The 12,848-nt window shown below is 73.8% G+C and carries 12 protein-coding genes; 9 read left to right on the top strand and 3 right to left on the bottom strand.

The window, feature by feature from the left end:
- Positions 1-171 precede the first annotated feature (171 nt).
- A complete protein-coding gene (locus ACS5PV_RS14535; protein WP_455396036.1) occupies positions 172-1,170 on the top strand; it encodes an aldo/keto reductase in 999 nt (332 codons plus the stop codon).
- An 8-nt stretch (positions 1,171-1,178) separates the two neighbouring features.
- Positions 1,179-2,015, top strand: coding sequence for an amidohydrolase family protein (locus ACS5PV_RS14530; protein ID WP_455396035.1), 837 nt, complete (start codon positions 1,179-1,181; stop codon positions 2,013-2,015).
- A 35-nt stretch (positions 2,016-2,050) separates the two neighbouring features.
- On the opposite strand, the gene ACS5PV_RS14525 is transcribed toward ACS5PV_RS14530, so the two are convergent.
- Both ACS5PV_RS14525 and ACS5PV_RS14520 read right to left on the bottom strand, forming a co-directional pair.
- Positions 2,051-2,293: a hypothetical protein gene (locus ACS5PV_RS14525; protein WP_455396034.1), complete on the bottom strand. Its 243-nt coding sequence runs from the start codon at positions 2,291-2,293 to the stop codon at positions 2,051-2,053.
- Positions 2,290-2,655, bottom strand: coding sequence for an MmcQ/YjbR family DNA-binding protein (locus ACS5PV_RS14520; protein WP_455396033.1), 366 nt, complete (start codon positions 2,653-2,655; stop codon positions 2,290-2,292). The genes ACS5PV_RS14525 and ACS5PV_RS14520 overlap by 4 nt, the downstream gene beginning before the upstream one ends.
- 78 nt (positions 2,656-2,733) lie before the next feature.
- Here ACS5PV_RS14520 and ACS5PV_RS14515 point away from each other — a divergent pair, with 78 nt between their 5' ends.
- Positions 2,734-3,786 (top strand): SDR family oxidoreductase, encoded by a 1,053-nt coding sequence (locus tag ACS5PV_RS14515; protein WP_455396032.1) that lies wholly within the window; start codon positions 2,734-2,736, stop codon positions 3,784-3,786.
- Between the two features lie 98 nt (positions 3,787-3,884).
- On the opposite strand, the gene ACS5PV_RS14510 is transcribed toward ACS5PV_RS14515, so the two are convergent.
- Positions 3,885-4,730, bottom strand: a complete 846-nt coding sequence (locus ACS5PV_RS14510; protein WP_455396031.1) for an IclR family transcriptional regulator — start codon at positions 4,728-4,730, stop codon at positions 3,885-3,887.
- Positions 4,731-4,850: 120 nt separating this feature from the next.
- Between ACS5PV_RS14510 and ACS5PV_RS14505 the strand changes: the two genes are divergently transcribed.
- From ACS5PV_RS14505 to ACS5PV_RS14480, 6 genes are all read left to right on the top strand, one after another.
- Positions 4,851-6,110 (top strand): ABC transporter substrate-binding protein, encoded by a 1,260-nt coding sequence (locus tag ACS5PV_RS14505; protein WP_455396030.1) that lies wholly within the window; start codon positions 4,851-4,853, stop codon positions 6,108-6,110.
- Complete coding sequence (locus tag ACS5PV_RS14500; RefSeq protein WP_455396029.1) at positions 6,097-8,205, top strand: acetate--CoA ligase family protein; 2,109 nt, start codon at positions 6,097-6,099, stop codon at positions 8,203-8,205. Before ACS5PV_RS14505 ends, ACS5PV_RS14500 begins: the two co-directional genes overlap by 14 nt.
- A 244-nt stretch (positions 8,206-8,449) precedes the next feature.
- Positions 8,450-9,973 (top strand): acetyl-CoA acetyltransferase, encoded by a 1,524-nt coding sequence (locus ACS5PV_RS14495; protein WP_455396028.1) that lies wholly within the window; start codon positions 8,450-8,452, stop codon positions 9,971-9,973.
- Positions 9,973-10,746 carry an enoyl-CoA hydratase-related protein gene (locus ACS5PV_RS14490; protein WP_455396027.1) on the top strand — a complete coding sequence of 258 codons (774 nt, stop codon included), beginning with the start codon at positions 9,973-9,975 and terminating at the stop codon, positions 10,744-10,746. The genes ACS5PV_RS14495 and ACS5PV_RS14490 overlap by 1 nt, the downstream gene beginning before the upstream one ends.
- A 17-nt stretch (positions 10,747-10,763) precedes the next feature.
- Entirely contained in the window at positions 10,764-11,678 is a 915-nt protein-coding gene (locus ACS5PV_RS14485; protein WP_455396026.1) for an SDR family oxidoreductase, read from the top strand.
- 2 nt (positions 11,679-11,680) lie between these two features.
- Positions 11,681-12,847 carry a thiolase domain-containing protein gene (locus ACS5PV_RS14480; RefSeq protein WP_455396025.1) on the top strand — a complete coding sequence of 389 codons (1,167 nt, stop codon included), beginning with the start codon at positions 11,681-11,683 and terminating at the stop codon, positions 12,845-12,847.
- Position 12,848: the final 1 nt, after the last annotated feature.

The raw sequence follows: 12,848 nt of genomic DNA, 5'->3' as shown, positions 1-12,848 counted from the left end.
TAGGAAGCTGCTTTGCGGCAGCGTCCTCGCGGCTCGAACAATCTCTCAGGCGGTGTCCGGGTGGCCGCTTCAGGCGTGCCCCGGGATGGCGCAGAGGGTCGGACCATCGGCCACCCTCATCGCCCGGTTGTCCGACCGGATCCGCTGCCCCCATCCCCGTAGAGGACCCCCATGCACCCCTCGACCCCCCGCACCCACGCGCGCACCGGCCTCACGGTCACCGCCCTCGGCCTCGGCTGCGCGCAGATGGGCGGCCTCTACCGGCCGACGCCGCTCGCCGAGGCGGCCAGCGCGTTCCGGGCGGCCTGGGACCGGGGCGTGCGCTACTACGACACCGCGCCGTTCTACGGCTTCACCCGCTCGGAGCGCCGCCTTGGGACCTTTCTGACGGAGGAGCCCCGCGGCGAGTACGTGGTGAGCACCAAGGTCGGCCGGGTGATGGTGCCGGACCCGACGGTGGGGCCGATGGAGGAGGGCTACGCCGATCCGCTGCCGTTCCGCCCGACCTTCGACTACAGCCACGACGGCGTCCTGCGCTCCTTCGAGGCGAGCCGGCAGCGCCTCGGCATTCTCAGCCCCGACATCCTCTACGTCCACGACATCGGCCGCGTCACCCACGGCGAGCGCTATGCCCATACCTGGGAGCAGCTGACGACCGGCGGCGGCTTCCGCGCCCTGACGCGGCTGCGCGAGGAGGGCGCCGTGCGGGGTATCGGGCTCGGCGTCAACGAGTGGGAGGTCGTCGCGGAGGCGATCGACGTGGCCGATCTCGACCTCTGCATGCTGGCCGGCCGCTACACGCTGCTCGAACAGGACAGCCTGGCGCTGATGGACGAATGCGCCCGCCGTGGCGTCGGCATCGTCGTCGCCGGGGCGTTCAATTCCGGCCTGCTCGCCGGCAAGGCCAAGTTCAACTACGCCGACGCGCCGCCCGCCGTCGCGGCCCGGGCGCAGGCCCTGCGCGCGGCCTGCGAGGAGGAGGGCGTGCGGCTGGAGGCGGCGGCACTGCAATTCCCCCTGCGCCACCCGGCGGCGCTCACCCTCGTCACCGGGGCGCGCAACGCCGCGCAGGTCGAGGCCAACGCCGCCTGGTTCGAGGAGCCGATCCCGGACGGGTTCTGGGCCCGGCTGAAGGCCCGCGGCCTCCTCAGCGAAGCCGCCCCGACCTGAAGGCCGCCATGTCCGCATCCACCCCGCGCATCGACGCCCACCACCACCTCTGGCGCATCGCCGAGCGGGCCGGCCACTGGCCGCCGCCGGACCTCGCGGCGATCCACCGCGATTTCACCCTCGACGACCTGGCGCCGCTGCTGGCCGCCGGCTACATCGACGGCACGGTGCTGGTCCAGACCCTGGAGGACGAGGCCGAGACCGCCGCGATGCTGGCGCTCGCCGCGCGCGCGCCCGTCATCCGCGGCGTCGTCGGCTGGACCGACCTGAAGGCCCCGGACGCGCCGGAGGCGATCGCGCGGCTCGCCCGCGACCCGCACCTGAAGGGCGTGCGCCCGATGCTCCAGGACCATCCCGACGCGGCCTGGATCGCCGATCCGGCCCTCGCGCCCGCGGCCGACGCGATGGTGGCGCACGGCCTCGCCTTCGACGCCCTGGTGCGACCGCGCCAGCTCGGGGCCCTCCTCACCTTCGCGTCACGCCATCCCGACCTGCGCATCGTCGTCGACCACGGCGCGAAGCCGGAGATCGGCGCGGGCGGCACGCCCGGCTGGCGGGAGGCCATGGCGGCGCTCGCCGCCCGGCCGAACGTGTGGTGCAAGCTCTCCGGCCTCCTGACCGAGGCGGGGGAGGGCGGCTGGTCTGCTGCGCGCCCCTACGCGGAGGCGATCCTGGAGCTGTTCGGGCCCGCCCGGGTGATGTGGGGCAGCGACTGGCCGGTCCTCGACCTCGCCGGCACCTACGGCGCCTGGCTCGACGCGTGCCGGGCCCTGGTGCCGCCCGCCCACCACGACGCGGTGTTAGGGGCCAACGCCGCGTCGTTCTACCGGCTCGATCGCGGGTGAGACCGAGGGCTTCTCACCGCGACCGGGCGCGGCCATCACCGGTCGCCGTTCGAGCGCCCCGTCTCGATCGCGGCAGCGAGATCGGTCTCCGGCATGTCCCGCCAGTCCTCGGCCAGCGACAGCCGCACCGATTGCGCGCCGCCCGACGGCGTGCAGACCACTGCCCGGCGCCCCGCGCCGGCGAGCTTGTCCTTCGCCGCCTCCGGCAGGTCGGCGAGCGCCTCGATGCAGGTCCAGGCGGTGCCGTCCGGGGTGGTCACGTCGCGCTGCTCGCTCATGGTCTTGGGTTCGCTCCGCTGAGGGTGAGAGAGGCCTGCGCGAGGAGGCGCGCCAGGGTGCCGGGATCGACGTAGGCGAGGTGGATGCGCACCATCGGGCGCCCGCCCGCGGCCGGCGCCGCGCAGAACGTCCGGGGCTCGGCCGCGATCAGCATCGCCCGCTCGTCCTCCTCGATTCCGACCACCAGCGACACCCCGTCCTGCGCCAGCCAGGCGAGCCGCCGGCGACCGATCCGGAAGATCGGTCCGGCCGCGCCGGCGTGCTCGGTGACGCCCGGCAGGGCGCCGGCCGCACGGCGGGCAACCTCGAACCAGGCCGAGGGTTTCCGGGGTTCCGTCGGGCGGCGGGTGCGTCTCCTCATCCCCCGTCAACGCGCCCGGCGGGATCCGGGCCAGCCGGAGGATGTTGCCTCCCGGGTCCGGAGGGAGGCACGCATACGATGTCGGACAGCAGAACCGCCCTGGTCGCCGGTGCCAACGGCATCATCGGCAAGGCGCTGATGGAGACGCTGGCGGCCACACCCGGCTGGCGGGCCCGCGCCCTGTCGCGCCGCCCGCACGGCTCGCCCGGAGCGGTGGCGGTCGACCTCACGGACGCGGCCGCGACTCGCGCCGCCCTCGGCCAGGCCGGCGACGTCACGCACCTGTTCTACGCCGCCCTCGCGCCTCAGCCGGGCCTGGCGGAGGAGGACAGGGTGAACGGCGCGATGCTGCGCCACCTCCTCGACGGGCTGGAGGCCGCCGGCGCAACCCTCGAGCGGGTGGTGCTGTATCAGGGCGCCAAGGTCTACGGCGTCCATCTCGGGCCGGTGCCCTCGCCGTTCTACGAGGACGAGAACCCGCGCCATGTCGGGCCGAACTTCTACTTCACGCAGGAGGACGAGCTGCGCGCCCGCGCCGCCCGCGGCGGGCCCGACTTCGCCATCCTGCGGCCGGACGTGGTGGTGGGGGACGCCGCCGGCAATGCGATGAACATCGCCATGGTGATCGGCGCCTACGCGGCCCTGTGCCGGATGGAGGGCGCGGCCTTCCGCTTCCCCGGTCCGGCCCACGTCTATGACGGCGTCCTCGCCCAGGTCACCGACGCCCGGGCGCTGGCGCGGGCGAGCCTGTGGGCCGCCACCGCCGAGGCGGCGCGGGGCGAGGCCTTCAACTACGTCCACGAGCCGTTCCGCTGGCGCCGGGTCTGGGAGAAGCTCACCGCCGCCCTCGATCTGCCGCCCGGGCCCCCGGTGCCGATGCGCCTCGGCCAGCACATGGCCGACAAGGCGCCGGCCTGGGCGCGCCTCGTCGCCGAGCAGGGCCTGGTCGACACGCCCTATGCGCGCGCCGTCGGCTGGTCGTTCGGCGACTTCGTGTTCCACAGCGACTTCGATCTCGTCTCCGACATGGGCAAGATCCGCCGCGCCGGCTTCACCGAGAGCGTCGACGGCGTCGCGGCCCTGATCGACGCGATCCGTCGCCTGCAGGAGGCCAAGGTGCTGCCGCGCTAGAGCATTTTCCGACGAAGTGGATACCGGTTCGCCGCAGAAAATGCGGCAAAATCAAAGGCCTAGAGAGCTTCGCGATTGCAACGCGATCGTGAAGTGCTCTAGCGGGCCCTCACCGCGCCCCGCCCCGCCCCCTCCGACACCCCGAACATCGCCGGCTGCGCCGCCGCCACGAGCCCGCGCAGGGCGAGGCCCAGCGCCTCCAGCCGCTCCTCCGTCAACTGCCCCTGGAACAGGTGGGCCGCGACCACGAGGCGCGGGCGCCCCGAGCGGTCGCACAGGGCGGCGGCGGCCGAGGTGACGCCGCGGATGAGCTGGCCGAGATCGACCGCGTAGCCGTTGGCCGCGGCGGTCTCGATCTCGGAGAGGAAGGCGTCGAACGGCACCGGCACGTGCCAGCGGATCGCCCCGAACCGGGCCCGCAGGGTGGCGCGCGGCAACAGGCCGGCGCCCTGGCCCGCCGCCGCCACCGCGCGGCCGATCGCGCCCGCATAGGCCGGGATGCGGGTGGCGAGGCGGAACTCGATGTGGATGCCGCTCGCCGGCACGATCCGCCCGAGGAGCAGCGCCTTGTCGTCGGGCGCCACCTGCCAGACGGTCGCCGTCGCCTCGAACTCCGTCGCGATCGATTGCAGGCGCGGCTGGAGCAGTTCCACGTCCGAGCGGTTGAGGAGCGGACGCGCCACCTCCAGGAGGCCGAGACCGAGCCGGTAGGTCTTGGTCTCCGGCACCAGCGCGACGAAGCCCTCGTGCACCAGGGTGCGCAGGATGTTGAGCGTGGTCGAGGGGCTGACGCCCGCGGCGCGCGCGATCGCCGTGACGCCCAGCGCCTCGCGCGCACCCGCGACGGCCCGCAGGATCGCTGCGGCCTGCGCCACCGCCCCGACCTCGCGGCCGACCTCCATCACGCCCACCCGGTCGCCGGCCGCCTCGCGCCGCTCCTCCAACGTCGACCCCCTTGCCGTGCTAGTCGTTTACGGTACAGAATAGCGTTCAGCGGACGGAATGAAAACGACGATCCGCGCGCGACCCGGAACACCGGGCGGAAGCATCATGGGAGGACCAGGATGGCACGGACCCGACGGGCCCGGACGGCGCCCTGTGCGAGGACGCGACGCGCCGGCGCGCTGCTGCGGGCGCTCTGCGCCGCGACCGCGCTGCTCAGCCCCTTCGCGTCCGCGGCCCGCGCCGACGGCGACGTGCTGCGGATCGGCATCATCACCGACATGAGCGGGCAGTACAGCGAGGGCAACGGCGAGGGCTCGGTCGCCGCTGCCCAGATCGCGGTCGAGGATTTCGGCCCGACGGTGCTGGGCAAGCGGATCGAGATCATCTCGGCCGACCACCAGAACAAGCCCGACATCGCCTCCACCATCGTGCGCAACTGGATCGACACCAAGGGCGTCGACGTGGTGGCGGAGGGGGTGAACTCCGCGGTCGCCCTGGCGGTCCAGGCGGTGACCCGCGAGCGCAACCGGATCTTCCTGATCTCGGGGGCCGGCTCCTCGGACCTCACCGGCAAGTCGTGCTCGCCGACCAGCGTGCAGTGGACCTACGACACCTACGCCTCGTCGAATTCCACCGCCAAGGCGCTGGTCGCCCGCGGGGCGAAGTCCTGGTACTTCCTCACCGCCGACTACGCCTTCGGCCACGCGCTGGAGCGCGACGCGAGCCGGGCGGTCGAGGCCGCGGGCGGCAAGGTGGTCGGCAAGGTCCGCCACCCGTTCAACAATCCCGATTTCTCGTCCTTCCTGCTCCAGGCGCAATCCTCGCCCGCGCAGGTGATCGCGCTCGCCAATGCGGGCAGCGACTTCGCCAACGCGATCAAGCAGGCGCACGAGTTCGGCCTGTCGCAGTCGGACAAGATCATGGCGGCGCTCCAGGTCACGCTGACCGATTCCGCCTCGCTGGGCCTCGAGGTGGTGCAGGGCGCGCTGTTCACCGACAGCTTCTACTGGGACCGCACGCCGGAGACCCGGGCCTATGCCGAGCGGTTCTACGCCCGCCGCAGGGCGATGCCGACCGCCTACCAGGCCGGCGTGACCTCGGCGCTCACCCACTACCTCAAGGCGGTGCAGGCCGCCGGCACCACCGAGTCCGCCGCCGTGATGGCGAAGATGCGCGCGACGCCGGTGAACGACTTCTTCGCGGAAGGAGGCAAGGTCCGGGTCGACGGCCGCATGGTCCACGACATGTACCTGATGCGCTTCAAGAAGCCGTCCCAGTCGAAGGGCAAGTGGGACCTCTACGAGCTCGTCGCCACGGTGCCCGGCGACGAGGCGTTCCGGCCGCTCAACGAGGGCGGATGCCCGTATGTCCAGAACTGACGCCGACGTGACGACCGCCGACCTCGCCCCTCTCGTCCGCCCCGGCGCGGTCGCGATCGTCGGCGCCTCCGCCGACCCGACCCGCATCGGCGGCCGGCCGATCGCCTACATGCTCCGCGCGGGATTCCAGGGCGCGATCCTGCCGGTGAACCCGAACCGGCCCGAGGTGCAGGGGCTGCCCTGCTACCCCTCCGTCGCGGCCCTGCCGCAGGTGCCGGACGTCGCGGTGGTGGCGGTGCCGGGCGCGGCGGCGCTCCGGGCGGTGGAGGAGCTGGGCGCGCGCGGCACGCGATTCGCCGTGATGTTCACGGCGGGCTACGCCGAGGTCGGGGAGGTGGGGGCGCAGGACGCCCTCGTCGCCGCGGCGCGGCGGCACGGGATGCGGCTGCTCGGCCCCAACTGCCTCGGCCTGTTCAACGCGGCGTCCGGCTTCTACCCGATCTTCACCGCCTCGCTGGAGGGCGGGCTGCCGCTGCCGGGGCGGATCGGCATCGCCAGCCAGTCGGGGGCCTACGGCACCCACCTCTTCGCCGCCTGCCGGGCGCGGAACATCGGCACCGGGATGCTGATCACCACCGGCAACGAGGCCGACCTCGCGGTCGCCGACGCGATCGGCTGGATGACCCGGGACGACGACCTCGACGTGATCATGGCCTACGTCGAGGGCGTGCAGAACGGCCCGGCCTTCGCGGATGCGCTGGCGGCGGCCCGGCGGGCGAAGAAGCCCGTCGTCATGATGAAGGTCGGGCGCAGCGCGGTCGGCAGCGCGGCGGCGGAGTCGCACACCGCCTCGATCGCCGGCAACGACGCGATCTTCTCGGCCGTGCTCGCCGAGCACGGCGCGATCCGGGCCCGCTCGACGGAGGAGCTGATCGACATCGCCTACGCGGCGACGCGGCGGATCTACCCGGTGCCGAACAGCTTGGGCGTCATCACCATCTCGGGCGGTGCCGGCGTGCTGATCTCGGACGCCGCCGAGGCCGCCGGCCTGCCGATGCCCCCGATGCCCGAGGAGGCGCAAGCGCGCCTCAAGGCGGTCCTGCCGATCGCCTCGCCCCTCAACCCGGTCGATTGCACCGCACAGGCCTTCAACGACCTGTCGCTGATCGGCCGCTTCACCGAATCGATGATCGCCGACGGCGGCTACTCCTCGATCCTGGCGTTCTTCACCCAGATCGGCGGCGCCCCCAGCATGGCCCCGGCGATCCGCACCCAGCTCAACGCCGTCAAGGCGCGCCACCCCGACCGGCTCTACGCCCTCTCGGTCCTGGCCTCAGAGGAGCGCAACCGCGAATACGAGGCCGACGGCTACCTGCTCTACGAGGACCCGGCCCGGGCCGTGGTCGCCCTCGACGCGATGGGCCGCCTCGGCGCGAGCTTTTCGGAGTCCGCACCGGCCGCGCCGCCGGCGGGCGAGCCCGTCCGGCTGCCCGCGGCGACGCCGAGCGAGGCCGAGGCCAAGCGCCTGCTCGCGGCGGCCGGCATCGCGACGGTGCCGGAGGCGGTCTGCGCCGACGCCGAGGCGGCGGTGGCGGCGGCGGAATCCTTCGGCTTCCCGGTGGTGATGAAGATCCTGTCGCCGGACATCCTGCACAAGACCGAGATCGGCGGCGTGCTGCTCGACGTGTCGGACGCCGAGGCGGTCCGGCGCGGCCACGCCACGCTTCTGGAGCGCGCCGCCCGCCACGCTCCCTCGGCGCGGATCGAGGGCGTGCTTGTGGCGCGCCAGGTCAAGGGTGCGGTCGAGTGCATCATCGGCATCCAGCGCGACCCGGTCTTCGGCCCGGTGGCGATGGTCGGCCTCGGCGGGGTCTTCGTCGAGGTGATGCGCGACGTGGTCTTCCGCCGCTGCCCGTTCGGCGAGGACGTCGCCGAGGCGATGATCCGCTCGATCAAGGCCGCACCCCTGCTCACCGGCACCCGCGGCCGGCCGCCCTGCGACGTCGCGGCGCTCGCCCGGATGCTGTCGCGCCTCTCGGTCTTCGCCGCCGCAGCGGGGCCGCGGCTCGCCTCGATCGACCTCAACCCGGTCTTCGCCCTGCCGGAGGGGGCCTTCGCGGCGGATGCGGTGATCGAGGTGGGGGAGGCGGGGTGATGGAGGGGCGGCTGGGCCGCTTCGAGGTGAAGCACCCGAACCCTCCCCCCTCTGCGGGGGAGGGTGGCCTGCGGAGCAGGCCGGGAGAGGGGCAGCGCGACATCGATCCAGGTGGCGCCCGTCACAACGGTTCAATCCTTTCCGGAAACGTGGTTCCCCTCTCCCGCCCGGCATCCGCCGGGCACCCTCCCCCGCAGAGGGGGGAGGGGTCAGGCGGCGGTGCCTCCCGAGTGGCGAACCTCGCATGACCGACCCCGCCCGCATCCCCGTCATCGTCGGCATCGGCGAGGTCGCCGACCGGCCTGACACCCCCAGCCGGGGCCTGATCGGCCCCGAGCCCGCCGCCCTGATGGCCGAGGCCCTGGCCCGCGCCGACCGGGATGCCGGCGGCGGCTGGCTCTCCCGGATCGCCTCGCTCGACGTCGTCAACGCCGTCTCCTGGCCCTACGCCGACCTGCCGGCTCGCGTCGCCGACCTCGTCGGCCACCGCCCGGCCCGCCTTGCCTACGGCCCGGTCGGCGGCGAGACGCCGGTGCGGTTCCTGCACGAGGCGGCGCTGAGGATCGCCCGCGGCGAGGCCGAGGTCGCGGCCCTGTGCAGCGGCGAGGCGGAGCACAGCGCGAGCGCCGCGCGCCGGGCCGGCCTGAACCCCGCGCAGGACGCCGTCCCGCCCTGGACCGCGCCGGACCCCGCCTGGACCAACCCGCGGGCGCGCGACTACCTCCACCCCCAGGCCCTGCGCCACGGGCTGTCGCAGCCGGTCGTCGTCTATCCCCTCTACGAGACCGCGCTCCAGGCCGCCTGGGGCCAGACCCCGCGCCAGGGCCGCGATGAATCGGCGTCTCTCGGCGCCGCGATGTCCCTGGTCGCGGCCGAGAATCCCTATGGTTGGCTGCGCCGTCCGTTCACCGCGGACGAGATCGCCACCCCGTCCGCCGCCAACCGGCCGATCGCCTGGCCCTACCCGAAGCTGATGGTAGCCAACCCCGTGGTGAACCAGGCCGCGGCCCTGATCGTGACGAGCCTGGGCCTCGCCCGCGCCGCCGGCCTGCCTGAGCACCGCCTGGTCCCGATCGGCCCCGGCGCTGCCGCGACCGAGCCCCGGGACTGGCTGTCGCGCGACCGCTTCGACCACGCCCCGGCGCAGGACGCGGTTCTGACCGAGACCCTGCGCCGGGCCGGGCTCACCCCCGCCGACCTCGCGGCGGTCGAGCTCTACAGCTGCTTTCCGTGCGTGCCGAAGATGGCGCGGCGCAGCCTTGGGCTGCCCGAGGACACCGTGCCGAGCGTGACGGGCGGGCTGACCTTCTTCGGCGCGCCGCTCAACGGCACCATGGCGCACGCCGCCTGCGCGATGGTGCGGCGCCTGCGCGCCAGCCCGGGCGCGGCCGGGCTGCTCTACGGCCAGGGCGAGTTCGTGACCAAGCACCACGCCCTGGTGCTGGGCGGTCCGCCCCGCGCGCCCGACGACGCGCCGGCCTCGGTCCAGGACGAGGCCGATCGTCGCCGCGGGCCGGTGCCGCCGGTTCTCGACGAGGCCGCGGGCCGGGCCGTCATCGAGACCCACACGGTGCTGTTTGACCGCGACGGCGCGCCCGAGCGCGGCGTCGTGGTGCTGCGCCGGGGGGAAGCGCGGCTGCTCGCCCGGGTGCCGGCGGCCGACCCCGCGACGCTGGGCCTGCTCACCGACCTCGACCGCTCCCCCGTCGGGCGCGACGGCACCCTGCGCACGGCCCCCGACGGGCTCCTCGAATGGGAGGCGGCGTGATGGCGGAGCCGGTCCTCGTCGAGCGCGTCGGCGCGCACGTCGCCGTCGTGACGCTGAACCGGCCGGCGGCCCGCAACGCCGTCGATCCGGGTCTCGCCCGCGCCCTCGCGCGTGCGGTGGCCGAAACCGAGGCCGACGACGCGGTCCGCGCGGTGGTGCTCGCCGGCTCACGTTCCGTCTTCTGCGCCGGGGCCGACCTCAAGGTCGTCGCCGAGGGCCGGGCCGACGACCTCTGGACGGAAACCGGCGGGTTTGCCGGCTTCGTCCACGCGGCGCGGGCCAAGCCCTGGATCGCCGCGGTCGACGGCCCGGCCCTCGCCGGCGGCTGCGAGATCGCGCTCGCCTGCGAGCTGGTCGTCGCGGGGGAGGGCGCGAGCTTCGGCCTGCCGGAGGTGACCCGCGGCCTCGTCGCGGCGGCCGGCGGCCTCTACCGGCTGCCGCGGGCGCTGCCCCGGGCCGTCGCCCTCGAACTGATCCTGACCGGCGCGCGGCTGGAGGCCTCGCGCGCCCACGCGCTCGGCCTCGTCAACCGGCTGGCGGCGCCGGGCGCGGCCCGGGCGGAGGCGCTGGCGCTGGCGCAGACCATCGCCGGCAACGCTCCGCTCGCCGTGCGCGAGAGCCTGGCGGTCGCGCGGCTGGCGCCGGATTCCGACGAGGCGGCCCTGCGCGCCGCGAGCGCCGCCGCCCGCGCCCGGGTCCAGGCCTCCGAGGATTACCGCGAGGGGCCGCGCGCCTTCGTCGAGAAGCGCCCGCCGCAATGGAGCGGGCGGTGAAGCAAGGGAGGAACCCCATGGGCATGCTGGACGGCAAGGTCGCGCTCGTCACCGGGGCCGGGGGCGGCATCGGGCGGGAGATCGCGCTCGCCATGGCGCTCGCCGGCGCCAAGGTCGTGGTCAACGACGTCGGCGCATCCCTGAGCGGGCTCGGCGAGACCTCGGCGACGCCGGGCGAGCAGACCCGCGCCATCATCGAGCAGCGCGGCGGCGAGGCCGTGGTCAACACCGACACGGTGGCCGAATGGGCGGCGGCGCAACGCATCGTCGCCACGGCGCTCGACGCCTTCGGCCGCCTCGACATCGTGGTCAACAATGCCGGCATCCTGCGCGACCAGATCTTTCACAAGATGACCCCCGAGGAGTGGCTGTCGGTCATCAACGTCCATCTCAACGGCAGCTTCTTCGTCTCCCGCGCCGCCGCCGAGATCTTCCGGCGCCAGAATGCGGGCGCTTACGTCCACATGACCTCGACCTCGGGGCTGATCGGCAATGTCGGGCAGGCCAATTATTCCGCCGCCAAGCTCGGCGTCGCCGCCCTGTCGAAGTCGATCGCCCTCGACATGGGCCGGTTCGGTGTGCGCTCGAACTGCATCGCGCCCTTCGCCTGGAGCCGGATGACGAGCTCGATCCCCGCCGAGACCCCCGAGCAGAAGGCCCGTGTCGCCAAGCTCCAGGCGATGGGGCCGGAGAAGAACGCGCCGCTCGCGGTCTTCCTCGCCTCCGATCAGGCGAGCCACGTCACCGGCCAGATCTTCGCCGCCCGCCACAACGAGCTGTTCGTCTTCAACCATCCCCGCCCGGTGCGCGGCGTGCACCGGGGCGAGGGCTGGACGCCGGAGACCATCGCCGATCACGGCATGCCGGCGCTCTCGGGCCACCTCGCCCCCCTCGACCGCAGCCCCGACGTCTTCTCCTGGGACCCGGTGTGACCATGACGATCAACGGACGCGCCCACATCGTCGGGGCCTACGAGCACCCGACCCGCAAGGCTCCGGACAAGTCGGTGGCTCAGCTCCACGCCGAATCCGCCGCCGGCGCGCTGGCCGATGCCGGGCTCACCAAGGACGACGTCGACGGCTATTTCTGCGCCGGCGACGCGCCGGGCCTCGGGCCGCTGGCGATGGCCGACTACATGAACCTGAAGCTGCGCCACCTCGACAGCACCGATATCGGCGGCGCCTCCTACATCGCCCACGTGGCGCATGCGGCGCAGGCGATCGCGATGGGGAGGTGCAACGTCGCCCTCGTCACGCTGGCCGGCCGCCCCCGCAGCGCCGGGCATTCCGGCACCGCCGCCCGGCCGGTGATCGCCGACGCGCCGGACAGCCCGTGGGAGACGCCCTTCGGCCCGACCACGGTCAACCTCTACGCCCTGTGCGCGCGCCGCCACATGCACGAGTTCGGCACCACGGCGGAGCAGCTCGCCTGGATCAAGGTCGCGGCCTCGCACCACGCGCAACACAATCCGCACGCCATGCTGCGCGACGTCGTGAGCGTCGCGGACGTGCTCGCCTCGCCGATGGTCGCCGATCCGCTGCACCGGCTCGATTGCTGCGTCGTCAGCGACGGCGGCGGGGCGCTGGTGGTGGTGCGGCCCGAGATCGCCCGGGGCCTCAAGCGCCCGCTGGTGCGGGTGATGGGGGCGGGCGAGGCCCACAAGGGCCAGCTCGGCGGCGAGGTCGACCTGACGTATTCGGCGGCGCGCCATTCGGGGCCCGCGGCCTTCGCGGAGGCCGGGGTGACGCCGGCCGACATCAAGTATGCCTCGATCTACGACAGCTTCACCATCACGGTGCTAATGCAGCTCGAGGATCTGGGCTTCTGCGCCAAGGGGGAGGGGGGCCGCTTCGTCGCCGACGGCAACCTGATCGCGGGGACGGGCCGCCTGCCGTTCAACACCGACGGCGGAGGCCTGTGCAACAACCACCCGGCCAACCGGGGCGGCATCACCAAGGTGATCGAGGCGGTGCGCCAGCTGCGCGGCGAGGCCCATCCGGCCGTGCAGGTGCGAAACTGCGACCTAGCCGTCGCGACCGGGATCGGCGGCCTCTTGGGCAGCCGCCACGGCGCCGCGACCCTGGTACTCGGAAGGGAGTGAG

Source organism: Methylobacterium sp. Gmos1 (genome assembly GCF_053764715.1).
This window is presented reverse-complemented; position numbering and strand designations above follow the sequence as displayed.